Source organism: Bacillus sp. V2I10 (genome assembly GCF_030817055.1).
Classification (GTDB): Bacteria; Bacillota; Bacilli; order Bacillales; family Bacillaceae; genus Bacillus_P.
The window spans coordinates 2,221,037-2,245,586 of the sequence record NZ_JAUSYV010000001.1 but is presented as its reverse complement, the minus strand read 5'-3'; the positions used below and the strand labels follow the sequence as shown (position 1 = coordinate 2,245,586).

Annotated in this window: 29 protein-coding genes and 3 pseudogenes; 5 read left to right on the top strand and 27 right to left on the bottom strand. The window is 40.3% G+C overall.

Annotated elements, in window-relative coordinates; genetic code table 11:
• Window positions 1-68 precede the first annotated feature (68 nt).
• Entirely contained in the window at window positions 69-653 is a 585-nt protein-coding gene (locus QFZ72_RS11525; RefSeq protein ID WP_307433291.1) for a YpmS family protein, read from the bottom strand.
• Between the two features lie 26 nt (window positions 654-679).
• Entirely contained in the window at window positions 680-1,474 is a 795-nt protein-coding gene (locus tag QFZ72_RS11520) for an SGNH/GDSL hydrolase family protein (protein ID WP_307433289.1), read from the bottom strand.
• Between the two features lie 394 nt (window positions 1,475-1,868).
• Between QFZ72_RS11520 and QFZ72_RS11515 the strand changes: the two are divergent.
• A pseudogene (locus QFZ72_RS11515) lies at window positions 1,869-2,213 on the top strand (cupin domain-containing protein); the annotation flags it as partial.
• Here QFZ72_RS11515 and QFZ72_RS11510 read toward each other — a convergent pair.
• The 4 genes and pseudogenes from QFZ72_RS11510 to QFZ72_RS11495 all read right to left on the bottom strand — a co-directional run.
• A pseudogene (locus tag QFZ72_RS11510) lies at window positions 2,208-2,399 on the bottom strand (cupin domain-containing protein); the annotation flags it as partial. The pseudogenes QFZ72_RS11515 and QFZ72_RS11510 overlap by 6 nt on opposite strands.
• 145 nt (window positions 2,400-2,544) lie before the next feature.
• On the bottom strand, window positions 2,545-3,117 hold the full coding sequence (locus tag QFZ72_RS11505; protein ID WP_307433286.1) for an SCO family protein: 573 nt from the start codon (window positions 3,115-3,117) through the stop codon (window positions 2,545-2,547).
• A gap of 110 nt (window positions 3,118-3,227) precedes the next feature.
• A complete protein-coding gene (locus QFZ72_RS11500) occupies window positions 3,228-3,422 on the bottom strand; it encodes a hypothetical protein (RefSeq protein WP_307433284.1) in 195 nt (64 codons plus the stop codon).
• A 61-nt stretch (window positions 3,423-3,483) separates the two neighbouring features.
• Window positions 3,484-4,179, bottom strand: coding sequence for a nucleoside hydrolase (locus QFZ72_RS11495; protein ID WP_307433281.1), 696 nt, complete (start codon window positions 4,177-4,179; stop codon window positions 3,484-3,486).
• Between the two features lie 111 nt (window positions 4,180-4,290).
• On the opposite strand from QFZ72_RS11495, the gene QFZ72_RS11490 reads away from it, so the two are divergent.
• Window positions 4,291-4,797, top strand: a complete 507-nt coding sequence (locus tag QFZ72_RS11490) for a PCYCGC motif-containing (lipo)protein (RefSeq protein WP_373464477.1) — start codon at window positions 4,291-4,293, stop codon at window positions 4,795-4,797.
• A gap of 41 nt (window positions 4,798-4,838) precedes the next feature.
• Here the strand turns inward: QFZ72_RS11490 and QFZ72_RS11485 are convergent, their stop codons facing one another.
• The 4 genes from QFZ72_RS11485 to ilvA form a co-directional block, all read right to left on the bottom strand.
• The gene (locus tag QFZ72_RS11485; protein ID WP_307433280.1) at window positions 4,839-5,021 is read right to left on the bottom strand and encodes a hypothetical protein; all 183 of its coding nucleotides are present in this window, start codon (window positions 5,019-5,021) and stop codon (window positions 4,839-4,841) included.
• Window positions 5,022-5,175: 154 nt separating this feature from the next.
• The gene (locus QFZ72_RS11480; protein ID WP_307433276.1) at window positions 5,176-6,018 is read right to left on the bottom strand and encodes a DegV family protein; all 843 of its coding nucleotides are present in this window, start codon (window positions 6,016-6,018) and stop codon (window positions 5,176-5,178) included.
• Between the two features lie 181 nt (window positions 6,019-6,199).
• Window positions 6,200-6,451: a DUF2535 family protein gene (locus QFZ72_RS11475; RefSeq protein ID WP_307433274.1), complete on the bottom strand. Its 252-nt coding sequence runs from the start codon at window positions 6,449-6,451 to the stop codon at window positions 6,200-6,202.
• Window positions 6,452-6,552: 101 nt separating this feature from the next.
• On the bottom strand, window positions 6,553-7,821 hold the full coding sequence (gene ilvA, locus QFZ72_RS11470) for a threonine ammonia-lyase IlvA (RefSeq protein WP_307433271.1): 1,269 nt from the start codon (window positions 7,819-7,821) through the stop codon (window positions 6,553-6,555).
• 491 nt (window positions 7,822-8,312) lie between these two features.
• Here ilvA and QFZ72_RS11465 point away from each other — a divergent pair, with 491 nt between their 5' ends.
• Both QFZ72_RS11465 and trhA read left to right on the top strand, forming a co-directional pair.
• A complete protein-coding gene (locus tag QFZ72_RS11465) occupies window positions 8,313-9,422 on the top strand; it encodes a sigma 54-interacting transcriptional regulator (RefSeq protein WP_307439716.1) in 1,110 nt (369 codons plus the stop codon).
• Window positions 9,406-10,047, top strand: coding sequence for a PAQR family membrane homeostasis protein TrhA (gene trhA / locus QFZ72_RS11460; protein WP_307433269.1), 642 nt, complete (start codon window positions 9,406-9,408; stop codon window positions 10,045-10,047). Before QFZ72_RS11465 ends, trhA begins: the two co-directional genes overlap by 17 nt.
• A gap of 57 nt (window positions 10,048-10,104) precedes the next feature.
• Here the strand turns inward: trhA and QFZ72_RS11455 are convergent, their stop codons facing one another.
• From QFZ72_RS11455 to QFZ72_RS11445, 3 genes are read right to left on the bottom strand one after another with little or no spacing between them, the layout of a single operon-like run.
• Window positions 10,105-10,587 carry a dihydrofolate reductase gene (locus QFZ72_RS11455; protein ID WP_307433266.1) on the bottom strand — a complete coding sequence of 161 codons (483 nt, stop codon included), beginning with the start codon at window positions 10,585-10,587 and terminating at the stop codon, window positions 10,105-10,107.
• Window positions 10,584-11,378: a thymidylate synthase gene (locus tag QFZ72_RS11450; protein ID WP_307433264.1), complete on the bottom strand. Its 795-nt coding sequence runs from the start codon at window positions 11,376-11,378 to the stop codon at window positions 10,584-10,586. Before QFZ72_RS11450 ends, QFZ72_RS11455 begins: the two co-directional genes overlap by 4 nt.
• Before the next feature lie 53 nt (window positions 11,379-11,431).
• Window positions 11,432-12,142: an anthrax toxin lethal factor-related metalloendopeptidase gene (locus QFZ72_RS11445; protein ID WP_307433261.1), complete on the bottom strand. Its 711-nt coding sequence runs from the start codon at window positions 12,140-12,142 to the stop codon at window positions 11,432-11,434.
• Window positions 12,143-12,303: 161 nt separating this feature from the next.
• Here QFZ72_RS11445 and QFZ72_RS11440 point away from each other — a divergent pair, with 161 nt between their 5' ends.
• Window positions 12,304-12,465, top strand: a complete 162-nt coding sequence (locus tag QFZ72_RS11440; protein ID WP_307433258.1) for a hypothetical protein — start codon at window positions 12,304-12,306, stop codon at window positions 12,463-12,465.
• A 52-nt stretch (window positions 12,466-12,517) separates the two neighbouring features.
• On the opposite strand, the gene QFZ72_RS11435 is transcribed toward QFZ72_RS11440, so the two are convergent.
• The 14 genes and pseudogenes from QFZ72_RS11435 to QFZ72_RS11370 all read right to left on the bottom strand — a co-directional run bounded on the left by QFZ72_RS11435 (window position 12,518) and on the right by QFZ72_RS11370 (window position 24,541).
• Complete coding sequence (locus tag QFZ72_RS11435; RefSeq protein WP_307433255.1) at window positions 12,518-13,294, bottom strand: TerC family protein; 777 nt, start codon at window positions 13,292-13,294, stop codon at window positions 12,518-12,520.
• 197 nt (window positions 13,295-13,491) lie between these two features.
• Window positions 13,492-14,016, bottom strand: a complete 525-nt coding sequence (locus tag QFZ72_RS11430; RefSeq protein ID WP_252201136.1) for a phosphatidylglycerophosphatase A family protein — start codon at window positions 14,014-14,016, stop codon at window positions 13,492-13,494.
• 16 nt (window positions 14,017-14,032) lie between these two features.
• Complete coding sequence (locus QFZ72_RS11425) at window positions 14,033-14,617, bottom strand: YpjP family protein (RefSeq protein WP_307439714.1); 585 nt, start codon at window positions 14,615-14,617, stop codon at window positions 14,033-14,035.
• Window positions 14,618-14,920: 303 nt separating this feature from the next.
• A complete protein-coding gene (locus QFZ72_RS11420; RefSeq protein WP_307433249.1) occupies window positions 14,921-15,046 on the bottom strand; it encodes a YuzL family protein in 126 nt (41 codons plus the stop codon).
• A 27-nt stretch (window positions 15,047-15,073) separates the two neighbouring features.
• Window positions 15,074-15,856, bottom strand: coding sequence for a class I SAM-dependent methyltransferase (locus tag QFZ72_RS11415; protein ID WP_307433247.1), 783 nt, complete (start codon window positions 15,854-15,856; stop codon window positions 15,074-15,076).
• A gap of 63 nt (window positions 15,857-15,919) precedes the next feature.
• Complete coding sequence (locus QFZ72_RS11410) at window positions 15,920-16,354, bottom strand: BrxA/BrxB family bacilliredoxin (protein WP_307433244.1); 435 nt, start codon at window positions 16,352-16,354, stop codon at window positions 15,920-15,922.
• A gap of 72 nt (window positions 16,355-16,426) precedes the next feature.
• The gene (gene ilvD / locus QFZ72_RS11405) at window positions 16,427-18,139 is read right to left on the bottom strand and encodes a dihydroxy-acid dehydratase (RefSeq protein ID WP_307433241.1); all 1,713 of its coding nucleotides are present in this window, start codon (window positions 18,137-18,139) and stop codon (window positions 16,427-16,429) included.
• A 206-nt stretch (window positions 18,140-18,345) separates the two neighbouring features.
• Window positions 18,346-19,093 (bottom strand): annotated as a pseudogene (map, locus tag QFZ72_RS11400) (type I methionyl aminopeptidase).
• A gap of 23 nt (window positions 19,094-19,116) precedes the next feature.
• Entirely contained in the window at window positions 19,117-19,836 is a 720-nt protein-coding gene (locus QFZ72_RS11395; protein WP_307433238.1) for a class I SAM-dependent methyltransferase, read from the bottom strand.
• A gap of 1,070 nt (window positions 19,837-20,906) precedes the next feature.
• Window positions 20,907-22,028: a conserved virulence factor C family protein gene (locus tag QFZ72_RS11390; RefSeq protein WP_307433235.1), complete on the bottom strand. Its 1,122-nt coding sequence runs from the start codon at window positions 22,026-22,028 to the stop codon at window positions 20,907-20,909.
• Window positions 22,029-22,106: 78 nt separating this feature from the next.
• Window positions 22,107-22,757, bottom strand: a complete 651-nt coding sequence (locus QFZ72_RS11385; RefSeq protein ID WP_307433233.1) for an HD domain-containing protein — start codon at window positions 22,755-22,757, stop codon at window positions 22,107-22,109.
• An 11-nt stretch (window positions 22,758-22,768) separates the two neighbouring features.
• Window positions 22,769-23,041 carry a DegV family protein gene (locus tag QFZ72_RS11380; RefSeq protein ID WP_307433230.1) on the bottom strand — a complete coding sequence of 91 codons (273 nt, stop codon included), beginning with the start codon at window positions 23,039-23,041 and terminating at the stop codon, window positions 22,769-22,771.
• Window positions 23,042-23,061: 20 nt separating this feature from the next.
• Window positions 23,062-23,616, bottom strand: coding sequence for a DegV family protein (locus QFZ72_RS11375; protein ID WP_307433227.1), 555 nt, complete (start codon window positions 23,614-23,616; stop codon window positions 23,062-23,064).
• Between the two features lie 61 nt (window positions 23,617-23,677).
• On the bottom strand, window positions 23,678-24,541 hold the full coding sequence (locus tag QFZ72_RS11370; RefSeq protein ID WP_307433224.1) for an amidohydrolase family protein: 864 nt from the start codon (window positions 24,539-24,541) through the stop codon (window positions 23,678-23,680).
• Between the last annotated feature and the right edge of the window lie 9 nt (window positions 24,542-24,550).

The following is a 24,550-nucleotide window of genomic DNA, read 5'->3' as shown; positions in this document are numbered from 1 at the left end:
ATGCTTTCCTATTCTTTTATAAAAATAAAACACCATATTCAAGTCAGAATATGGTGTTTTTAACGTAATCAATTTTGAATATCCATTGGAACATACAATTTAAATTTTATATCGTCATTTTTCAGGTCAAATGATTCTGCTTTTGCGCGCAGGTTATTTTTAAATTTAAGCTCCGTAATTTGAACATCAATGCTTTCATTTTTCGGATCAATGTATACATATTCCGGCAATGGATAGGTCTTTTTAATATAGCTCATCACGTACGGAACAGGTATAGTCAGACGGCCTATAGATAATTGCTTCACTTTAAGCAGCATATTGCCGTCCTCTTTCACTTGAGGATCGAAGGAAAGAGTAAGATCAACGTCTTTATTGAATGCTTTTACGGTTCCGTATAAATTCACTTCTTCGTCAAGTTCTACGCGGTAATTCAGCTCTTTTGCTTTTGCTTCTTTAACCAGGTAATAATTAATCAGCAGATTTAGATCTCTTTTTGAAGAACTCACGGTAAAAGGAATCGTATCTGAACTTGTCAGCTCTGCTGACTCCGTCTGGGGCCGTTCAGCAGGCAGAAAAGGCGATACGATGATAAAAAGCAGAAAGATGAGGTTTAAGCTGAGTAAAATAATAAAGGCTGTTTTCCATTTTCTCATACAGTAATCATCCAATCTTTTTAAATCTAGTCTGAGAGGCTTGAGTATACCCTGTCTGCTATTAATGAATACCCTGTTTCACTCGGATGAAACTCATCAATATATAGAAGTTTCCCAACCGATTGATTAGAAAAGAGGTCTTGGGTAGGGACAAAAATGGCATTTCCGTCTTCCATGATAATGCGGTTTGATGTCTGATTCCATTCTTCTACAATCGTGTCAATTTCACTGAGCTCAGGGAGCATAAATTTAAAAGGGTTATATAAGCCTGTATATACAATGACTGCATCAGGATTTGCGGTCCGGACCGTCTTCATGATTTTTTTGAACCGTTTTTCAAAAAGAGGCTGTTCCTCGCGGTATGGTCCAAGTTTAAGGTTTATAATATGATTGCGTGTAACCTTCATAATATCATTTCCGCCAATTGTCATCAAAATGATATCGGCATCTCTCAATTTTTCAATGACTTTTTCATTTCCAAGAACTTTTATCAAATCGGTCGTTTTATGACCTCTGACTCCAAAATTGGACACATCTACAGACGAAATGTTTTCTTCGCGCTGCAGCAAATCGCTGACATCTCCGACGTAGCCTCCATTATTATCGGCATCTCCTACTCCGGCGGTTAATGAATCACCTATAGCAACTACATTTAAATTACTTGGGACAAAGTTTTTGGGGATGGGTTCCTTCATCAGATATTCTTTATTATTGACCGGTTTTGCAGCCATATCAGCAGGATTCCCTGATAAAGCATTACAGCCGGATAGCAGCATCAGTAATCCCATGAGCAAAATAAACAGATTTCGTATCGTAATCATCCCCTTTCACCGTTCTTTTAGCCTATGATTATAACATGTATTTGCGTACAGTTACAGCAAAAACAGATGAGTATCAGCACTATTCATTTATGCTTCCATACAATTAACATTGATGCTTCATCTTGACAGATTATCCTGTATACTTCCGACAGTGAAATTGAATCTTAATCTGAACCCATCAGGAAAGCTGTTTTTTCATCATTTTCCCTGTATTCAATTGATTATCAAATAAATGAAGGTACCATCTATGTAATAAAATAAAAAACGCTATTTTTCCTCTCAGAAAAATAGCGTTTTCTCTATCACTTATATACTTAACATCTCATACAGTGATTTGCGCATATATTAAAAAGCAGATTAAAAAATAGAGCAGTTGATGAAAGGAGCAGGTATTATGGAATCTCCGCTCTCAAAGAGATCCATTCTTAAAAATATTCCCCAGCCACTTAGAGAAGATGGTGCCGGCGCTACAGATCTTGGTCCGCGGGACATCATGCGAGACATTGAAAATCCTGATTTACTGGTTCCGCCTGTAACAGATGCTGGAAGTTTGCCGAACTTAAAATTCTCTTTTTCTGACACACATATGCAATTAAATCATGGGGGCTGGTCCAGAGAAATCACAATAAGAGAACTGCCGATTGCCACTACACTCTCAGGAGTCAATATGCGTTTGACGCCGGGCGGAATTAGGGAATTGCACTGGCATCAGCAAGCAGAGTGGTCTTATATGATGATAATGCGGCTCCACAACATTTCGAGCACTAAGAAATATATCAAGCAGAGATAACTTTCCAGACTCTCTAGCTGTTTTATCCCTAATACGTTAATATAATTGCTGCTGTCCTTTTTAAATAAGGTGCTTTTATTTACGTGTAAACGTGTATTGAACGGATGGAGAAGTATAATCCATATATGAAACCATATCTTTTTCGCTTCACCTCTTTGATTTGATTTTCAATTTAGGTGTATTGTATTCTCAGTAAATCCAATAGGTGAATATCATGATTAGTATCGAAACATTATCTGTAATGGAGCAAAAAAATCCGCAATCTGCGGATTTATTTTCATTACTGTATCTTTTTTACATCATCAATTATTTCATCATATGATACATTTTCTACTCCGTCATAGTCTTTCATGACCTTGCCGTTTTGATCAATTAAATAAAACAATGTTCCGTGAATGACTTGATCCTGTCCTTCAGGCTTTTGTACGATCGTTTTAAAGCTGCTTTTTGCAAAGTTGTCGATTTCCTTTTGAGAATACCCGGTCAGGAAATCCCAATTTTCAAGTGAAAGAGGATATCTGCCTGCAAATTCCTTTAATTTCTCTGGGGTGTCCACTTCAGGGTCAACACTGAATGAGACGAGCCGTACATCTAATCCAGCTTCTTTCAACTGCTTCTGCAATTCTGTCATATGCGCCGTCATTGGCGGGCAAACCGTATCACAGCTTGTAAAAATGAAATTAGCTACCCAGATTTCCCCTTTTAGATCATTTAAACCGACTGGCTTTCCATCCTGATTTATGTAGGAAAAATCAGCAATTTCATAATTAAGAGCTCCTTTTATTCCGCTGGAACCGCATCCTGATAAGAGAGTAATAGCAAGTAAAAGTAATAGTATATAGTGTTTTTTCATTGCAGGGAGTCACCTTTCCTAATAATCCAATATGAAAAGTTTAACAAAACATTGAGAGATTGGGAAGCACATGCTTGAAAGTGGTTACACAGTTCAAATGATTGACACAATTATCCTCCCTTCATGATGCTCTCAAAATCAGCAATAAAAGCGTCATAGTTAAACTTAACCGCAATACCGTGAACGGGGTAATCAGCAAGGGTTTTATAAGGTCTGAAGTCTGCTATACTCTGTCCTCTCGCAAATTCAGATTCTAGAATAATTTTAACAGGCTTTTCTACAAGAGTTATCTGCTTTTCATTCACTGCACCCCATAAGGTCAGCAGGTCGTGCAGAGGTCCTCCCGCTATTTCGGGGGTGTTTTTTTTAAAAATTCGTATAAAAATCAATCATCGGTTTTAGCAGCATTCCTACTTCGTCATTTTTCCGCCGATAATAGTGATCTAAATCCGCTATAATTTCCTCGGGTATGATTGCATAATTGGTGACGTTCAGCGGGAAAATGGTGACTCGTTTTGCGATTGTCATCACAAGATTTGCTGCAGCGGGATCGCCGTAAAAATTCGCTTCTGCAACTGGCGTGACATTTCCCGGATAAAGAAAGGCCCCGCCCATAATAAAAATCTCCTTAACCTTCCCAAGCACAGTCGGAAATAAAACAAAAGCAGTGGCAAGAGATGTCAGGCGCCCAACGTTCACAATGGTTAAATCATAATGGTGCTCAATAATGAGTGAACGGATCAGCTCAAAGTTTTCAAAGTCTTCCTGTGAAACTTCAATCTCCGGAACAATTGGACCCAATCCTTGCTCTCCATGAATTTCAGGATAAAAGACAGGAATTTCACCAGTCAGGGGTCTGGCTGCTCCCCCGATTATTGGGATATTATTTGTCTTTGTCAGCATAGTAAAATAACGTGCGCTGTTTATTGCAGTCTCTTTAGACACATTGCCATAATCTGCGACAATTCCAATTACATCTATCTGCTTATTGTAATAGCTGTACATCAAAGCGACAATATCATCCACCCCAAAATCTCCAAAGAACAGGACTTTTTTAGCCATCCCCTCACCCCTTCTTTAATCTATATGAGATGGGAATTCATAAATTGTTCAAAAGTTCCATCGCGCAGATATGATAGAGTATGAGTAACTAATAAAAGCAGGTGAAGTGCCTTGAAAACCAAAGTTCAATTCGTCATGACAGCATTTTTAGCAGGTTCCGTTTTACTTGCCGGATGTCAGGAATCCGCCAGCAGTGAAAAGAAGCACGAACACAGCAGCCGCCTCTCCTTTAAAGATAATGGTGATATTCAAGAAGAAACGAGGTCAGCAGATGTCCTTCCTTCGTTTCTTAATGATCAGCCTGATGAAATTAAAACCCTGTATACGGCAGCCGCAAAGCATGAGGAATTATTAAGCTATATGCCTTGCTACTGCGGGTGCGGTGAATCTGCCGGACACAAGGATAATGGAAATTGTTTCATTAAAGAACGCAAAGAAAACGGAGGCATCGTCTGGGACGATCACGGGACAAAATGCGGAGTCTGTCTTGAAATTGCAGCCAAAGCTATTATCGAACATGAAAAAGGCATGTCAATGAAAAATGTCCGCGATTTAATTGATGAGCAGTATAAAGAGGGTTATGCGGAACCAACAGATACTGAGAACCCTGAAGTTTGAGCAGAAAAAAACGGATTTCCCAAAGTGGAACATCCGTTTTTTTAAATCGAGAATGAGTTTCCGTCTCCTCCATTGCTGTTCATTGCATTTGCATTTCCTGAAAGAAAACCTGAATGCTCATCCTGTTTTGAGTGTTCAGGAAGACTCATTCCGGATACTTTGTCAAAATAGATGGCGAGGGCAGATAAAAGGAGCAGTGGTGAAAATAGTATGATCCAAAGCATTTTTGATCACCTGCTTCATAGGATACTTTCTATTGATATATACGTTTGTCAGGATGAAAGGTTTCAATTTTCTGAAAACAGATCTCGCATTTAATGAACTACTCAAAGAAAGAACTCATAAAAAACGCATGGATTTTCCCATGCGTCATTAACTCTATTCAGCAAAATACATAAATCCTATGGCACCTGGACCAGTATGTGTTGAAATAACAGGCGTTGTGTAGCATATATCAATTGGATAGTCTGCATTCATTTCGAGGAGAGCATTTTTTAAGTTTGTTGCAAGCGCTAATGAATCTGCATGCACGATGCCAACAGCTTTTACTGTTTTGTTTTTCACATCTTCCGCGAACTGTTTGGCCAGAAATTTCACAATTTGTGAGTGGCTCCTCACTTTTGTGACAGGGGTATAAACGCCATCTGCAAGCGACGCAATCGGCTTGATATTAAGAAGTGAGCCGATCATCCCTTTGCCTCTGCCGATTCTGCCGCCTTTCACCAGGTTTTCAAGTGTATCTACTGTTACGAAAAGCTGGCTGTTTTTGCGAATGTGTTCAATCCGTTCGAGAATTTCCTGTTTGGAGGCACCTGCCTGGGCCATTTTTGCAGCTTCAATCACTTGAAAGGCCATTGCCCTTGAAATAAACATGGAGTCGATTACGGTAACATCTGCATCTGTCATACCCGCTGCACTTTCGGCTGAACGAACGGTGCCGCTCATGCCCCCGGTCATATGTATAGAAATGATACTGCTGCCGTCTGCACTGAGTTCATCGTAAACTTGTGCAAACTTTCCAACAGGTGGCTGTGAGCTTTTGGGAAGCTCGTCCGCTTCTTTCATCTTTTTTATAAATTCTTCCGGCTCTATGTCCACACGGTCAAGGTAAGATTCATCGTCTATCACGATCGTCAGCGGAACTACTTTAATATCGTATTTTTCAATCATCTCATGACTTAGATCTCCTGTGGAATCAGTCACAATTTTAACGCTTGTCAACGGTATCACTTCCCTATTAATCTAACTATCTTGTATTATACCCTCAATTAAAGATGTTTCAATCTTATTTGCTTACAATTCTTATGTAAAACCCTTTCCTAGCTTTTTAATAATTTGGATATTTTATTCTCATTTTAACAAAAGAAAAGACCGCAAGTTGTTTATGCGGTCTTATGGCGTGCTATGCGTTATGTTTTAAAATGACAGGTTGATAAATGGCTTCATAATCTGGCCACTTTATTGATTTTTTCAAGTAATCCCTGAACGAATAAATATCGTTTGGATGATTCTGTGCTGTGATCTTTGATAAAAACGTCTGCAGTCGGATTTGAACGAGAAATCGGTATTGATTATCTTCCTCCAATACTGGAATATCTGTGATTTTTACCTTATGTCCATTTAACAGCTTGAACTCTAGGCTCTTGAATAACAAGTTATCAATCCTCTTTTTCACCCGTTTCTTATATTATAACCCAACTAAAAGCAGAAGTCTGTCTAATTGTGTCAGTAAAGGCTAAAATTTTCATTCAAAAATTAAATGAAAAGATGAAATAAACTGCTGTCTTTTTTCACTTCAGTAAATGGAAAACCTTTTCGCTGCATTCTATTCAGCAAACCCGTGTAGTCCTCTTTGTTTTTCAGCTCAATTCCAACAAATGCAGGTCCGCTGTCGCGATTGTTCTTTTTCGTATATTCAAATCTGGAAATGTCATCGTTTGGACCAAGCACTTCATCGAGAAATTCTCTAAGTGCGCCGGCGCGCTGAGGAAAATTCACAATAAAGTAGTGCTGCAGCCCTTCATACATCAGCGAGCGCTCTTTCATTTCCTGCATGCGGCCAATGTCATTATTCCCTCCGCTGATAATACAGACAATGTTTTTCCCCTTGATTTCGTCTCTGTAAAAATCAAGGGCAGCGATTGGAAGAGCACCTGCAGGCTCGGCAACAATTGCATTCTCATTGTACAGGCTTAAAATCGTGGTGCAAACTTTTCCCTCCGGCACAAGGATATGATCATCTACAGTCTGTCTGCAAATTGAAAAATTATGATCTCCAATCCGCTTCACTGCTGCTCCGTCCACAAATTTATCAATATTTTCAAGCTCCACCACTTCTCCGGCTGTAATCGATTCCGCAAAAGAAGGTGCCCCCTCTGGTTCAACTCCAATGACCTTCGTGCCCGGGGAAACTTGTTTAAAATAAGTCCCGATACCTGATATCAGTCCTCCTCCTCCAATACTTGCAAATACGTAATCAAGCTCTGCATCGCAGTCATTAAGAATTTCAATGGCAATCGTTCCCTGTCCGGCGATGACCTCTAAATCATCAAATGGATGTATAAAGGCTCTATCCTCTGACTCGCTGCATTCTCTTGCCTTTTTATATGAATCATCAAACGTGTCGCCAGTAAGTATAATCTCAACGTGCCCTCGTCCGAAAAGCTCTACCTGAGATACTTTTTGTCTAGGGGTAGTGGATGGCATAAAGATTTTGCCGTGAATATTCAATTGCTTGCAAGAATAGGCTACTCCCTGCGCATGATTCCCGGCGCTGGCACAAACAATGCCATTAACAGTTTCTTCTTTTGTCAGCTGTTTAATTTTGTTATAGGCGCCTCTTAATTTGAAAGAACGTACTATCTGAAGATCTTCTCTTTTCAAATAGACGCTGCAATCATATTTTTCAGAAAGGCGTTCATCTTTTTGAAGAGGTGTATGAATGACAACATCTTTTAACAAATGGTGCGCCTTTAAGATGTCTGCCACATGAATAGCGGGTTCAAGATTCATCATTTGTTTCATAGGGTAAAATCCTTTCTCAATCAATGATTTAATTGGAACATTATATCATGAATATTCATAATTAAAAGTTATTATTAAAATTTTCTCATAATTTCTTAACATTGGTGGTTATTTTCTTGGAATTTGAACTTAAGTCTGCCGGGGAAGCATTCCTTGTTTTGTTGCAGCAAATGAAGACAATGGCCGTTTTATGATCAGAATGAGGATATGGGCGGCAAGGTTTTCAACCCCGCACACAAATGAACACAATGGATCAGTTAAAACAGGTCTTTGGATTAGTTAGAAAGGGATTGGTGTTTGATGCCTCAATCCTTTTTCAACTTGGGAAGCGCCTTTTTCCTCTAGCACCATTCCATTTCATCCTCGGGTAAACCTTGTTCATTCAACTTGCCTGTCCCTTTCATCTCAAAATTTTCTAAAAAAATAAATCTTATTGGTTCCAATTAGTTGTGTTTGGGTGTTATAATAAACCCAATTAATCATTTAAGGAGCTGAAAATCATCGAAAAACATGCACCCGCTTATTATTTTGATGATATTATTGGAGACCATCCTCTTTTCATTGAAAAAAAATATATAGCAAAAAAGCTCGCAAAAGCAGATTTGCCGATAATTATCGAAGGTTCAACCGGAACCGGCAAGCAACTGTTTGCGAATGCCATCCATAATGGGTCAGAGCGGGCACAAAAGCCGTTTGCGGCAATAAACTGCAGTACATATTCAGAAGATGTCCTTGAATATGAACTTTTCGGCAATGAACACGAAAATAAACAAGGGCTTATTGAAAAAGCTGATGGCGGAACTGTTTTTCTAAAAGAAATTTCAGACCTGAGTATAAAACTTCAGGCGCAATTGCTTCGTGTTCTGCAGGATAAACAAGTGCAGAGGATTGGATCCTCAAAGCCTGGAATAGTGGATGTACGAATTATTGCCTCATCAACCGTTCATTTAAAAGCATTAATTGATGAAGGCAGCCTGCGCGAAGACTTCTACTATTATCTTAACGTACTAAAGCTGACACTGCCGTCTTTAAACGAACGGAGCAGCGATATTCCTATCCTTTCCGCTTCATTTATAAAGCAGCGGCGCCAGGACGTCCGCATGGATAAAACGGTTTTGGACATTCTAACGAAATATCAATGGCCAGGAAATGTGCTGGAACTTAAAAATACTATTGATTATTTACTAACAGTCTGTGACGGCCGTTCCATTCAGCTGCACGATCTTCCTAAAGAACCATTTATGTCGCAGGAGTCTGCAAAACAGAAAAAAGAACCAAAAAATCAAAAGGATAAGCCGCTTACTCTCATGGACAAACAAGAATATCTTTTTATTCTGGAATGCATCCGTTCAAGCAATGAGGAAGGGGAGCCTGCAAGCCGGAGAATGATCTCTGACAGCAGCAAGAATTCTCGTCACCCTCTAACACCTCAGCAGGTTAGGCATCGACTCGATTTCCTCGAGAAAAATGATTATGTGACAAAAGGACGGGGACGTGCGGGAACGAAAATTACACTTGAAGGCCTGGATTTTCTTCAGTCCTTAACGGAAAATCTTCAAACGATAAATAAGGAGGCAGCGCAAAATGGAGTACTCGATTAAAGAAGAAATTGCAAACGCCATAACACATGGGATTGGTGTCCTGCTAAGCATACCCGCATTGGTTTATCTTATCATCTTTGCCTCTAAATACGGTGACGCCTGGCATATTGTCAGCTTTTCAATCTTTGGCGCAACCATGATCCTTTTATATCTTTTTTCAACCTTGCTGCACGCAATTCCTCACCGCAAGGCAAAGGATGTTTTTGAAATTCTGGATCATTCCGCCATCTATTTGCTGATTGCAGGCACATATACGCCGTTTCTGCTCGTTCCTCTCCGGGGAACACTTGGCTTTACCCTGCTTGGTATTGTATGGGGACTTGCAATCGCAGGAATCGTGCTGAAAATTTTCTTCGTTAAGAAGTTTGTTATTTTATCAACACTTGCCTATATCCTGATGGGATGGCTGATTATTATCGCTATAAAACCACTATATGAATTTTTAAGTCCTGAGGGATTTGCGCTGCTACTTACTGGAGGACTGCTGTATACGATCGGAGCGATCTTCTATGTATGGCGAAAAATACCCTATCACCACGCCATCTGGCACGGCTTTGTTCTAGCCGGCAGTGCAGCTATGTTTTTCTGTGTCCTGTTCTATGTACCAGATGTACCATTTATATAAGGTATAAAAAAAAACTCTCAGAGGGCTCAGCCTTTGAGAGTTTTTGAGATGCATATTCTATTTTTCATAAACAATAAATTCAAAATCATACGGATTTTTTTCATCTTTTGGACCTTTTTCCCGATGAATGATTTTGTAAAGGTCTTCTTTAAACTCAGGAAAATAAGTATCTCCCTCAAATGTTTCATAAATTTTTGTCACATACAGTCTGTCTGCGGACTGAAGACACGCTTTAAAAATTTCAGCTCCGCCGATGATAAAGACATTTTGATCTGCATAAGCTTCATTTACGAGCACTTCATCCAATGAATGAATGACTTTAATTCCCTCATGTGAATACTGCTTATTTCTAGTAAGAACGATATTCTCTCTGCCAGGCAGGGGTTTTCCGATCGAATCAAACGTTTTTCTTCCCATTAGAATGGGATGTCCCATCGTAACCTTTTTAAAATAAGCCAAATCTGCCGGTATCCGCCAAGGAAGGTCATTATTACGCCCTATTAACTGATTTTCATCCATCGCCACAATCATTGAAATCATACGCTGACTGCTCCCTTAATATGAGGATGCGGGTCATAGCCTTCTAATGTGAAATCTTCATATGTGAAATCAAAAATTGACTTTACATCAGGATTCAGTCTCATTTTTGGAAGCTCACGTACATCACGGGTTAACTGAAGGTCTATCTGTTCTAGATGATTTTTATAAATATGCACATCTCCAAATGTATGAACAAACTCTCCTGGTTCTAAATCTGTCACATGAGCCACCATCATTGTTAATAATGCATAGGATGCAATGTTAAATGGGACACCAAGAAAAACGTCTGCAGAACGCTGGTAAAGCTGGCAGGACAGCTTTCCGTCAGCTACGTAAAATTGAAAAAAACAATGACATGGAGGCAGTGCCATTTCATCGACATCTGCAGGATTCCATGCACTCACAATGAGCCTGCGTGAATCAGGATTGTTTTTAATTTGGCTAATCAGCTTTGAGATCTGGTCAACCGTCTGACCGTCCGCCCCTGTCCATGAGCGCCACTGATGTCCGTATACAGGACCAAGCTCGCCATTTTCATCTGCCCATTCATTCCAGATGCGCACTCCATTTTCCTGCAGGTATTTTACGTTCGTATCTCCCCGCAAAAACCAGATTAGTTCATGTATGATTGACTTCAAGTGAAGCTTTTTCGTTGTCAAAAGAGGAAATCCTTCTTTTAAATCAAATCTCATTTGATATCCGAATGTGCTGATTGTTCCAGTTCCTGTCCGGTCTTCTTTTACGGTTCCAGATTGCAGCACGTGTTTGCATAAGTCCAAATATTGCTTCATTTAAAGACACTTCCTTCGTTTAGATACTAGAGATAATTGTATAGGAAGTTTCTCTAGTTTTCTACCGTTTTATGAAGTTTCGAAATAAATCTATAAGACAGCGGAGCCTTATGAAGCAGCTCATCTTTTGTTTTTTCATTCAAATAATACATGGCAAAAATCTCTGCAAAATATTCTTCAGGAAAACGTTCAAAGTATGTTTTACCTGAAAAGAGCAGACCGGCCTCCTGCTTCCATATATTCAAATAAAAAGGATTGCTTCTTATGTTTGAAAACACATTCCGATCTGCAGCATGTGCAAACTCATGAAGCTCAAGCGAGACAGATCCATGTCCCTGGCCATATTGACTGTGGCCAATTTTGACAAAGACTCTATTATCTTCCGTCATTCCAGGCACGGTGTCCCAGACTGATTCCGTTCCATAGCCCCGGGGAGTCAGTCCTGATAAATGCTCAAGGCCCTCCTCATCAGTTAACTTCCCTGTAAACAATTTAATTGTCACGTTTTGCTGAAGAGCTTTTGTCAAAATGATAGGGTGAACATGATTTAAATGGTTCAGCATAACTTCTGCATCTTTTTCTGAAAAGGAATGATCTGGTACATAAACCATTTTGTAAAGCGCTGAGCTTGATGATAGCGAGACCTTAGAAGAAAGCGAATGATCTTTAAGAAGACTGCCTGACGGAGCATCTGCAAAAACAAATTGATAGATAGAAAACATCGATATAAGCGAGATGAAGAGAACAAGCATTTTGATTTTCATAATATATGTATAACTCCTTGAAGGATTTTCTGACTGTTTCGAACAATATATATATGAAAATAGTAACATATTAATTTTGTGCCGAACAGATATTGGAATCTGTAACTTTTATGCAAACTTCACCATATGATGGAAATTATCATGGAAATTGGGTGAAAAACATGAGGATGCTATTAAACAGGAATATTCCTTATCAACAGCGGCAGCAGCTGACACAAGAAGTGATTGAAGTTATGACGCTTAAAAGCTACATGGTTCTCGACGGACTCACATCAATCGGACTAATATCCATTTTTTATTTATATTTCAGAGGAATCCTATAGAAAAACGAGGACAAATAAAAAAAGCCGCAAATGCGGCTTTTTTACTGACGGATCAAACGCCAGTGCTGTTGCTTTGGCTTGATTTTTTGCGGTAATAGTTAAGAGCAAATGTACCTGCGAACATCACTAGAATGATGATGAAGAATACGGAGTGCTCAATATGAACACCTGCAACACTTAATCCCATTTTGATAGCGATTAGAGCAATAAGAATATAAGCAGTTGTTTCAAGTTCAGGAACTCTGTCGATCAATTTAAGGAAGACACCTGCAACTCCTCGCATCATAAGAACCCCAAGAACTCCTCCGAGAAGAAGGACCCATACCTGCTCACTGACGCCGAACGCTGCAAGAACGCTGTCTACAGAGAATGCAATATCCATTAATTCAACTGCAACAACTGTTCCCCAGAATGTTCCGAAGAGGCGGATAAGAAGGCCATTTTTATTCATGCCGCCGTGCTCTTCATCACCTTCAGCATTTTCTTTTGATTTATCCATGAAGTATTTGACAGCAAGCCAAGCGAGATAAGCGGCACCTAATATTTTGACCCACCATAGTTTAATTAAGAATACACCGACACCGATAGCAATGAAACGGAAGATGTATGCTCCAAGCAAACCGTAGAATAACGCTTTTTTTCTTTGCTTTTCAGGTAAATGTCTTACCATTACAGCCAGTACAAGAGCGTTATCTGCTGATAATAACCCTTCGAGAATAACTAATGTACCAATAAGTCCCCATGAAACCGGATCTGTAAGGACTTGTCCCCACATTTCCCAATTGAAAAATTGTGCGTACGTGTCAAGCATTCCTTGCAAAATTGACATCTACCATTTCCTCCTAAATATTACGTTAACTTTTTCATTATACTGAATAAAAGATTGCTTGTTAAGTATTTTGATTATTAGTCATAAAATATACATCTTTATTTATTCAGCCTTCCGAAGTTTAATACGTTTGGGCGCAAGAAAAGTTTCAGCTAAAATAAAAAAAGCCCATGATATAAAATCAGGGGCTTTAATCTTTATATAGTAGCCTGAGTCTGTCTGCCATCTGCAATATCCCGGGCCCGGTGTGCCATTCTGCTTGCTGCAGCAGCGGCAAGTGCTGCAACCAGGTCATCAAGAAATGTATTCACGCGATTTCCGCTGTGTTCATCCAGAGCTTTGATGATTCCGAATTTTTCTTTATCCAAATAACCGAAATTGGTCAATCCGATAGAGCCATATACATTTACGATGGAAAGCGGAATGATTTCATCAATGCCATAAAGAGGTTCATCTGTTTCAACAAGATGCTGCAGCGGCTGCGGAAGCAAGTTTTGTTCAGCAAGCTGATCAAGGGCAAGACCAGTCAGCACGGCATGCACAATTTCACGTTTATTAAGGACCTTCTCTACATTTTCAACACAATCTTCAAGTGTAATATTCGGGATGTATTTTCGCTGAAGTGTCATCACAATATCAGCGATATCCTCTAATGTAACACCCCTGTCATTCAGCATTTCTTTCGTCGTTTTTACCATTTCATCGATTGTGTATTTACTCAATGGCCATTGCACCCCTTTAATGTGTCATCCAATTTGGCGGCATGTTCTGATTCCAGTAGATGCTGCCAAGTTCATGATGCTTTTGAAAAGAATCGTGGTGCGTATGATAATGAAAATTAAACCAATACCCCTGCTTTGGCGGATGATCGCGGCGGACATGAAATCTAAGTACATCCTGTCCTGTCTGTTTGTTATACAGGTGAAAGATTTTCTCGCCTTTGCCGTCTGCAGGTTTTTTTGAAATGGCCAAATCCTGAATATCTTCATCAGAGTACTCATCAACATATTGTTTTATGGCTTCTTCTATTTTCGGAAGAATGATCTGCCTGAATTCATCCTCAATGACGGTTCCGATTCTGTCTCCGAATTTTTGAAAGGACTGAACCTCGGCTGCTTTAACAAAAGTTGAGATGGAGGACTCTTTAGGCTGTTGCCAGTAAGCGGTTTCATCAGTAAAAAAGTGTTTGTCTGAGTTGGTTAATTTAGCAGATGAATCTTCAGAGGAATGTTCCTCGACTGTGAGGGCAGCTGGAGGAGCGACCAATCCGAAGGTTGCAATAGTAAATAAGATGACAAGCGTTTTCCGCATCCATTTGTTCATCATGTTCTCTATTCCTCCCAGTCTTCCTATTATAATATTATTCTATCATAGATAAATTCTAAATTTATAGAAATTTTTCGCAAAAAAAGAAAATCTAGTGCCTTAAAAGGTTTTAAAAAGAGATGAAAAAGTTTACACTAAAGAAGAGGTTGGAAATAAAATACTTTCACACTATTGGAGTGAATCAGAATGGGTTTTGAATCAGTGTTTATTATTGCATCATTCGTGACTCTGGCATATTTTATTTTCGCAGAAATAACAGATTAAAAAAACTCATGGCGCTCGCCATGAGTTTTTTACTTATTACTGTTTCTGCTTTTTATTTGCTGAAGATTGCTTGCGGCCTGTTTCACTTGCTGTTGTCCCCTGACCTTGAACTTCCGGAGAACCAAGCTGTGATTTTGATGGATCACTCTTGCGTTTTGACATTAGATAAGCACCTCCTCATCCTATTTTTCACGAATCTTTTATTTCTATCACACCAAAATGGAATTTCGCTGATTTTCGTTTATAAACATGAAAGCCAAGTTTTTCAAAAGAGGCACTTTTGTAGTGGTTTTTTAAAACAATTCTTTTTTTAGCCACCCGTTTAGCTTCTTTGATAATGTCTTCTGTAATCTCCTGATGCACACTCAGTGACCTTAAGTGTTCGATCCCATGTGATTCATCTATTTGCTCCTCAAACATTGGGTCAAAATAGACAACATCATATGAATTTGTGTCTAAGGATTGTAAGTATTCTGCATGATTCATTCCTACAACTTGGATTCTGCGCATACTTTTATCAAATTCTGCCATTCCTGTTTCCCATTTGCTGAGACCTTTTTCAACGAGGTAAGCAACGAGTTGATTCGCTTCAGCTGCTGTGATCATTCCTGTTTCACCAGCCGCGTAGCTTGCTATTATACTGTCGGATCCAAGTCCCAATGTGCAATCTAAAAAACGATCTCCTTCTTTTAAATCTGATGCAAAAATTAAAGGATCACTCTCCCCTTTTTGCAATCGTTTCAGACGGAACATGGCTGAATTAGGATGGAAGAAGAAAGGATCGGTGTTCCCTGCCTCATGGAGTTCCAGCCGGTTCTGCCCAACGACGAGTACATCCGAATTATATTCTTCCTTCATTTTGGCTATGGATCGTTTTTTTCGGGCTTTATATTCAGCTTTTAAATCAGAAGAAATCTCTTCCGCGAGTTTGATCATCTCAAGATTTGTCCTGCCTGCTGTTGTTACAATCAAAGTCTTTCACTCCGTATCATTCTTCATTCATAAAAAAGGATGCCCTAATAGGCATCCTTTCCATTATTTATTAACTTCAAATGCATTTAATAAATTTTCCATGATATGTTCAATTGAGCTGCCTTCAATTTCGTGACGAGGAATAAAGTGAACCACATCTTTTCCTTTAAGAAGTGCCATAGAAGGAGATGAAGGTTCATAGCCTTCAAAGTACTCTCTCATCGCAGCTGTGGCATCTTTATCCTGTCCAGCGAAAACTGTCACAAGATTATGTGGTGCATGCTCAGCCTGCATAACAGCCTGAGTGGCAGCCGGTCTTGCAAGTCCTGCTGCACAACCGCAGACAGAATTCACAACAACCAATGTCGTACCTTCAGCACGTTCCATAAATTCTTTTACGTCTTCTTCGGTTGTTAATTCGTTAAACCCTGCGTTCGTAAGCTCAGCGCGCATTGGCTTCACCATTTGACGCATGTATTCTTCATATGCCATTGACATAATCATTCCTCCTAAACCTTCGCATGTAGTAAAAGAATACTACAGGAGGAATGACAATTCAACAAACGAGCCTCAGTGTGTTTTCTGCGATTCCTTAACATCTTCAAATGCATCTGTAACTGCACCCTGCGAAGCACATGAAACAGTTCTTGCATATTTTCCTAATACTCCGCGCTTTCTAAGCGGCGGAGCAGACCAAGTAAGTCTTCTTTCTGCTAATTCTTCATCAGAAACATGGAGACGAAGCTCACGGTTATCACTATCAACCGTAATTAAGTCGCCTGACTTCACAAGAGCGATCGGTCCGCCTACTTGAGCTTCCGGAGTGATGTGGCCTACAACAAGGCCATGAGTGCCTCCAGAGAAGCGGCCATCTGTTAGAAGAGCAACACTCTCTCCTAACCCCTTCCCTACAATGATAGAGGAAAGAGACAGCATCTCAGGCATTCCAGGACCGCCCTTTGGCCCTTCGTAGCGAATAATCAGAACGTCGCCTGCAACTACTTCATTTGTTAATACTGCTTCTGTTGCTTCCTCTTCTGTATCAAATACTTTTGCTGGACCTGTCATTTTCGTTACTTTTAGACCAGAAACCTTGGCAACTGCTCCGCTTGGAGATAAATTCCCTTTTAAAATAACAAGCGGGCCATCTTTCCTTAATGCCTGCTCAAGGGGATAAATGACTTTTTGACCCTCTCTCAGGCCTTCCTGCTCTCTAAGATTTTCTGCAATTGTTTTTCCTGTTACCGTTAAACAATCTCCATGAATCAAGCCATGCTCAAGCAAAAGCTTCATAACAGCAGGCACACCACCCGCTTCGTGCAGATCCTGCATCACGTATTTTCCGCTTGGTTTTAGATCAGCAATGTGAGGAACGGTTCTTTGGATGCGCTCAAAGTCCTCAAGAGATAGATCTACATCAATGGAATGGGCAATAGCCATTAAATGAAGAATGGCATTTGTTGATCCACCGAGAGCCATAACAACTGTGATAGCATTTTCAAATGCTTTTTTAGTCATAATATCTTTTGGATAAATGTCTTGTTCAAGCATGCGATAAACAGCCTGGCCTGCTTCATAGCAATCATTTTCTTTAAATTCTGATTCAGCAGGATTAGATGAGCTGCCAGGGAGGCTCATTCCCATTGCTTCAATAGCTGATGCCATCGTATTTGCTGTATACATTCCTCCGCAGGAACCCGCACCAGGACAGGCATGGCATTCAATCTGATGCAATCCGTCGCTGTCAATATCACCGTTATTAAATTTCCCTACCCCTTCAAATGCAGAAACGATATCAATGTCTTTGTCGTTTAATCTTCCAGGTTTAATCGTTCCGCCGTATACGAAAACAGCCGGAACCTCGGCACGCGCAATTGCGATCATACAGCCCGGCATGTTTTTGTCACAGCCTCCGATTGCAACAAAGGCATCTAAATTCTCAGCTCCGACAACTGTTTCAATCGAGTCTGCAATGACTTCACGGCTTGGAAGAGAGTAGCGCATACCCTCGGTTCCCATTGAGATACCATCAGAAACAGTAATTGTTCCGAAAATAAGTGCTGCACCACCAGCTGAACTGGCGCCTTTTTTAGACAGCTCTGCAAGCTTATCAATATGTATATTGCAAGGAGTGACTTCGCTCCACGTAGAGGCAATGCCGATCATCGGCTTTTGAAAGTCCTCATCCTTAAGTCCTACCGCACGAAGCATGGCGCGGTTAGGCATTCGTTTCATATCATCGCTGATTACTTTACTTTTGATTCTAAGATCTTTTTTGCTCACTTTCTTCACCCCGTTAAATTTGTATTGTTATATACTATAGTCCGAATTCATTAGTATTTCAACAATATTCGCATAATTTATAAAAATAATATGTTAAAAAAGCTAAATTCACATGAATTGTCAATCTGCTCCTTCATCAAGCCTCCTTGATAGAAAAAAAGCAACCTCTGTTTAAGGTTTACAGAGGTACGCTTCATTCCTAGATCTTATTGTTCTGTTAAAATAAACGGGCCGTTTTTTGTAATCGCAACAGTGTGTTCATACTGAGCAGACAATTTCCCATCTACTGTCCGTGCCGTCCAGCCGTTATCATCCATTTTAGAATACCATGTGCCTGCGTTTAACATTGGCTCTATTGTAATGACCATCCCTTCTCTGAGTCTTAGCCCCTTGCCTGGTTTGCCATAATGAAGCACGGTCGGCTCCTCATGCATCGTTTTCCCCGATGCCATGACCTGTAAAGTCTCGTACGACAGAAAATGATTCTCCTTCTGCGTAAGACTGAATCGCATGACCGATGTCACCGAGGCGGTTGCCGATGACTGCCTGCTCAATCCCTTTATACATGGCTGTTTTAGTAACATCCATTAACTTTTGCGCTTCTTCGGATATAATGCCTGCAGAATGTGTCCAGGCAGAATCAGCCAATGCTCCATTTAAATTAACGACGAAATCGATTGTGACAATATCACCGTTTTTCAATGGTTTTTTACTGGGAAATCCATGACAGATTTCATCATTTACAGAAGCACAAGTTGCATATTCATACCCTTTATAGCCTTTTTGCTCTGCTGTTGCTCCATGTTTTTTTAGATAGTCATCTACGAAAGCGTCAATTTCAAGTGTCGTGACACCTTGCTTAATTAACTTAGCCACTTCTTTATGACATGAAGCGAGCAGTTTGCCTGCCTCATGCATTTGGTTAATTTCTCTTTCGCTTTTTAATATAATCATTAATTTTATCTCCTCTTTTGCCCCTAATCTTCCATTTTTCTTGATGTTGCTTTTATGATAAGAAAATGAGGGTTTGTCATAACATATTCATAGTTCGCTGGATGATTTTTCTTAAAGCTCTCTGTACCCCTTGGTTCAGACAGTTCATCTATAACAAAAAAACGGCTTGTTTCGGTTACAATTTTCTCCATCGGTTTACGGTAAAAGCTGACCTCAAAAGATGAACCCGCTTTCTCCCAAGTGTCATGAAGCAGCACTTCTTCAAAGTAGTTTTCACATTTAAAAAGTTTAAAATCCATAAATGGATGATGCGTGGAAAAGACAAGCCGCCCTTTTGGCTTCAGTACTCTGCTGAACTCTTTAAAAATAGGAAACCAGTCTTTACAGTAATGCAGAGTGAGTGAACTGACAATCATATCAAAAGAATGATTTTCAAATGGAAGAGGCTGATTTAAATCATGACAAATAATACGGGCTGCGCCTCCCGTTCTCCGTCTTGCAGCCTTCGCCATTTCTGGGCTGATATCTATAGCTGTTACGTCAGCGCCTTTTTCAAGAAACGTTTTTGTATACCAGCCTGCTGAACAGCCAGCATCAAGGATAGCCAAGCCGTCCAGTTGTTCTGGAATCATGCTTAGCATCGCAGGGCGTTCGTAATCCGTATTGTATGGGCTGTCTTGATCTACTTGCCGTTCATAAATACCGGCTAATTTATCAAATGCAGCCTTAGGGGAATGTGTCATTCGCTCATCCATCCTTTTTCCAAAATTAGTGCCAGTGTTCATAATGCATGTTATTCATTCAGGTATAAAGTTTCATTTCATGCTTTTTTCAAGGCAAAAAAAGCTGCTTCTTTACATAACAGCAACAAGAGGATTACCCGATTTATGGGTTTGGCACAATACGGCTCTATGCTTACCTAATGCCTGGAGTTGAGCTGGTTAAGGGTCTCATACGTACTTTATGATTATCCAATGCTTGGATTTGGGCTGGTTTAGGGTCTCATTCGTGCTCTATGATTACCTGATTCCTGGATTTAAGCTGGTTTGGGACACCATACGAGGTTTATGATTACCCAATGCCTGGATTTGGGCTGGTTTAGGGTCTCATTCGTGCTTTATGATTATCCAATGCTTGGATTTGGGCTGGTTTAGGGTCTCATTCGTGCTCTATGATTACCCGATACCTGGATTTGAAGCTGGTTTAGGGTCTTATACGTACTGTATGATTACCCGATGCCTGAGTTGAGTTAGTTTGTGGCACCATACGAGCTCTATGATTACCTAATGCATGGATTTGAGCTGGTTTTGGGTTTCATACAGGCTCTATGATTACCCAATGCCTGGAGTTTAGCTGGTTTGGGGCACCATACGAGCTCTATGATTACCCTATATGCATGGATTTGAGCTGGTTTAGGGTCTCAAACAGGCTCTATGATTACCCAATGCCTGGAGTTTAGCTGGTTTGGGGCACCATACGAGCTTTATGATTACCCAATGCCTGGATTTGAGCTGGTTTAGCATCTCATACGTGCTCTATGATTACCCAATGCCTGGATTTGAGCTGGTTTAGGGTCTCATACGGACTCTTTGATTACCCGATTCCTGGATTCGAAGCTGGTTTAGGGTCTCATACGTGCTCTATGATTACCTGATTCCTCGAATTGAGCTGTTTATGGGGATTCATACAGGCCCCCAGAACCCAGGTATTTCAGCTACCCCAAAGCATCTTGCGACCTTTTAGGTTGCTTAAAGAGCCTTTTTTACTCACAAAAAGACTAAATCAGTTTAGATGATTTAGTCTTTTTTTCTAATTACTTTCTGCTTTCCGTCATTTGCTTCCAGACAGAGCCTTTCGCTTCTTCTCCGCCTTCAATTCGTTCGATCGCCATTTTGATTTGAAGGCTGACTTCAAACTCAGGGTCATTTTCAGCTTGTTTTAAGGCTTCCAGAGCACTTTTATCGCCTACCTCATATAAAAACATGGCCGCTCTCCATCTGACAAGCTTGTTTTTATCCTTTAAGGCAAGCATCATTTCCTGCATGGCACTTGGGTCACCAATGTCTGAGAGACAATCTCCCGCTGTTCTGCGGACCGTTACGGATTTATCTTTCAATGCTTTGTAAAGGTATGGAAGAACAGCTGGTTCCTCAATCATTCCTAAATAGACAGCAGCAAGTCTGCGTATGGACGCTTTCTCGTCATTCAGCGCTTTGTCTAAAACGGGCAAATCACTTTCTTTCGGGTTCATCTGCTCCAGATGCGCATACCGGACAGTCCAATCGGGTTCATCAAGCATACTCGTGGTAACTTCATACGATTTGCGGGCAGGAACCGGTTCTGCTTTATCTTTTTGCAGTAGTGCTTCTGTCATTTTTGTTAACCGTTCATCGCTGTACGCAGCCTGAAGCTCTTCAACAACATCCTTGCCGATTTCATCCAAATCTCCGTATCTGACGCCTTGTTCTTTCCACTTTCTTTCAAGAACGACGTTATCTGCATTTTGCTGTGCCTGCAGGACGGCTTTTTGAAAGCGTTCCGGCAATCCGAATCTTTTTTCAGTCTCCCCGTCCGAAAGCTTTACCTGCATCGGGATTCCGCTGAACATTTGAATGTGCACATTCACTTCTCCAAAATGTTCGTTGATTTGAGGTTTGTTTTCTGCTCCCGCTTCAACACTTTCACCAAAGGCAGCGCGGACTTTAGGGAGAATTTCTTTCCAGTCAAATTTCGCATTGCGCTCTACAGCAAGGAAATCTGCAACATGATAAACACCTTTTACACCTTCAACTTTCAGGATTTCCTGTATGACTTGAGGCGCTCCTTCTGCAGTTTCTTTTTTATAATTATTGCTTTTTCCGCCTGGCAGCTCTTCGTCTAAAATAACTTTCATCGTATTTGGACTTGGAGTCGGTTCAATCGATTTAATATTCAAAGCCATGTCACTCCCTGTTTAATCTCTGCAATCATTCTAACATAGCTGAAAGAGTTCATGCCATTTCGAGAATCCGGCTTATAGCCCTCTGTTTGGTCCTTCCCATTCAAGAAAAAATTGAGACAAGTAGTCGACCATGAACTGGTGACGCTGCAGCGCGACCATTTTGCCTTCTTCCGTATTCATTAAATCCTTGAGCTTCAGCAGTTTTTCATAGAAATGATTGATTGAAGTTGATTTAATTGTACGGTATTCTTCGTAGGTCATGCTGTCACGTACTGGAATGGCAGGATCATAGATTAGATTTCCTTTTGAACCTCCGTAAGAGAAGACTCTGGCTATGCCAATTGCGCCCATCGCATCCAGCCTGTCTGCATCTTGGACAATCTGTGCTTCTATTGAAGAAACCGCTCTCCTTTTTCCGCCTTTAAAGGAAATGGTTGAAATAATGGTCAGGACTTCCTGAATCGAATCAGGATCGAGTCCTTCTTCTCTCAAGAGATTTGCAACCTCATCCGTTTTCATCCGGATGTCATCACTCAGTTTGTCGTCGATTAAATCATGCAATAAAGCGGATAGTTCGATAATCGTTAAATCACACGAGTATTTTTTTGCAAGGTTTAGAGCTGTTCTGCGGACTCTGTCAATATGGAGCCAATCGTGCCCCGTCCCCTCTGTTTCAAGGCGGGCTTTAACAAACTTTTCTACATTTTCTGCTATTTGTTTCACATTGACACTTCCTATTCTTCAAACCATGTCACGCCCACGACATCCTCTCCTGTATGAACTCCAATTGTTGTACAGAGCGGAACAAGTTTGATATGGATGTCAGGAAATTCTTTTTGAAGGACTTCATACAGTTTAGAAGACTTGTCGAGTTTGGAGCTGAATAAAATTGCTATTTCATGAATGGAGTGATTTTGATTTCCTTCTTTAATTAGATTGATAATATACTGAAACCCTTTTTTCTCTGATCTTACTTTTTCTGCTGTGGTAAGCTTGCCTGATTCCACGCGGATAATTGGCTGGATGTTTAATAGACTTCCAAGATAATATATTGTGTCCCTGACATTCTGCCGCTCTTATGGAGCCTTGTTAAATCGCCGATCAGGACATATGTGCGGTGATTTTCACGGAGCGTTTTAAGCTTTGATGCAATATCATCAGGTTTTAGCCCGGATTCATGCATTTTTACCGCTGCCTTAACCAGCCTTGTCAAAGGTTCTGATAATGTCAGAGAATCGACAACAGTTACAGGAATGTCTACTTCAGCAGCAGCCTGTACAGCAGAAGTATATGTACCGCTAAGCAAACTGGATAAGTGGATAGAAACAATTTCATCATAGTCCTCTGCAAGCTTAGTATACAGCTCAATAAATGCACCTGGAGGCGGCTGTGAGGTAGTGATGGCATTAGATGAATCCTTTAATAAAACATATAGATCATCAGCCTGAAGATTTACTCCGTCAAGATATTCTTCATCATTTATGCAGATCACCATCGGCACCCAGAAGACGTCTGGATGATCTTTCAGCTCTGCATCTATGCTTGCGGTGCTGTCAGTTACCCATGCAATTTTGCTCCTCATATATGACTACCCCTTTGTTTAGTATTTAAACTATCCCTATCCTTTTATTAAGCATCCGCAATTAAGAATCCTCTTTTAAAACAGTATTTAATTTTGGAAATAATGTCAGCGCATTCTTATAAAAAAAGTTTTCGTGATGCTCCTCAGGAATTATTTCTTTATACAAATCTATAAACGGTTTGACTCCAATTAATGGCCAGTCCGTACCGAATATAAGCTTTTCATAGTGTTCACAATATGATAAGGCATGCATCAGATGATCAAAAAACCTTGTTTTCTTTTTATCTGAAATATCCTTTTCTGTGCCGACAATCAGTCCGGATAAATCTGCAAACATATTGTCATTTTTATTGACAACTTCTGCCCCGTCCAGCACCCACGGATCTCCCAAATGCGCCATCATAAACTGGATATCGCGGTTTTCGACTGCCACTTCGTCAAGTGTAAGCGGATGACTGTATTTTAATAGTCCGCGTTCTGAGTATGTATCTCCCGTGTGAAAGACAACTGGAAGCCGGTATGCCTTTGCAAGCTCATATACAGGCCCATAAACTTTGTCATAGGCGTAATAAGGATAATACCCTAAATAGATTTTAATTCCCGCAGTCTGCGGATCCTGAAGCGATTTTTCAAGCAATACCAGGTTCTGATCATTCAATTTATTTGGATTTATACCGGGACAATAAAAAAACTCTTTTGGAACCGGACCATCAAGATCAATTCCCATTGGCGTTTTTGCATCGGGATCAGGAAAACCCCCAGGCTTTGTTTCTGTTACACCCATGGCAACTGCAGCGACAACACCCTCTTCTTCATATTCTTTTTGCAGGCCGGCAATCGAATAGTCGACAAATGATAATGTCTCAGCCGTGTGCTTAAAACTTTGAATATTTGAGATATGCATATGAGCATCAATGATTTTCATGAAAAATCC

Coding starts and splice junctions, on each gene's coding strand:
- QFZ72_RS11525 (WP_307433291.1), bottom strand. CDS start 653: ATGAGAAAATGGAAAACAGCCTTTATTATTTTACTCAGCTTAAACCTC.
- QFZ72_RS11520 (WP_307433289.1), bottom strand. CDS start 1,474: ATGATTACGATACGAAATCTGTTTATTTTGCTCATGGGATTACTGATG.
- QFZ72_RS11505 (WP_307433286.1), bottom strand. CDS start 3,117: ATGAAAAAACACTATATACTATTACTTTTACTTGCTATTACTCTCTTA.
- QFZ72_RS11495 (WP_307433281.1), bottom strand. CDS start 4,179: ATGGCTAAAAAAGTCCTGTTCTTTGGAGATTTTGGGGTGGATGATATT.
- QFZ72_RS11485 (WP_307433280.1), bottom strand. CDS start 5,021: ATGCTTTGGATCATACTATTTTCACCACTGCTCCTTTTATCTGCCCTC.
- ilvA (WP_307433271.1), bottom strand. CDS start 7,821: ATGAAACAAATGATGAATCTTGAACCCGCTATTCATGTGGCAGACATC.
- trhA (WP_307433269.1), top strand. CDS start 9,406: ATGGAGTACTCGATTAAAGAAGAAATTGCAAACGCCATAACACATGGG.
- QFZ72_RS11455 (WP_307433266.1), bottom strand. CDS start 10,587: ATGATTTCAATGATTGTGGCGATGGATGAAAATCAGTTAATAGGGCGT.
- QFZ72_RS11450 (WP_307433264.1), bottom strand. CDS start 11,378: ATGAAGCAATATTTGGACTTATGCAAACACGTGCTGCAATCTGGAACC.
- QFZ72_RS11445 (WP_307433261.1), bottom strand. CDS start 12,142: ATGAAAATCAAAATGCTTGTTCTCTTCATCTCGCTTATATCGATGTTT.
- QFZ72_RS11440 (WP_307433258.1), top strand. CDS start 12,304: ATGAGGATGCTATTAAACAGGAATATTCCTTATCAACAGCGGCAGCAG.
- QFZ72_RS11435 (WP_307433255.1), bottom strand. CDS start 13,294: ATGTCAATTTTGCAAGGAATGCTTGACACGTACGCACAATTTTTCAAT.
- QFZ72_RS11425 (WP_307439714.1), bottom strand. CDS start 14,617: ATGAACAAATGGATGCGGAAAACGCTTGTCATCTTATTTACTATTGCA.
- QFZ72_RS11420 (WP_307433249.1), bottom strand. CDS start 15,046: ATGTCAAAACGCAAGAGTGATCCATCAAAATCACAGCTTGGTTCTCCG.
- QFZ72_RS11410 (WP_307433244.1), bottom strand. CDS start 16,354: ATGTCAATGGCATATGAAGAATACATGCGTCAAATGGTGAAGCCAATG.
- QFZ72_RS11395 (WP_307433238.1), bottom strand. CDS start 19,836: ATGACACATTCCCCTAAGGCTGCATTTGATAAATTAGCCGGTATTTAT.
- QFZ72_RS11375 (WP_307433227.1), bottom strand. CDS start 23,616: ATGAGGAGCAAAATTGCATGGGTAACTGACAGCACCGCAAGCATAGAT.
- QFZ72_RS11370 (WP_307433224.1), bottom strand. CDS start 24,541: ATGAAAATCATTGATGCTCATATGCATATCTCAAATATTCAAAGTTTT.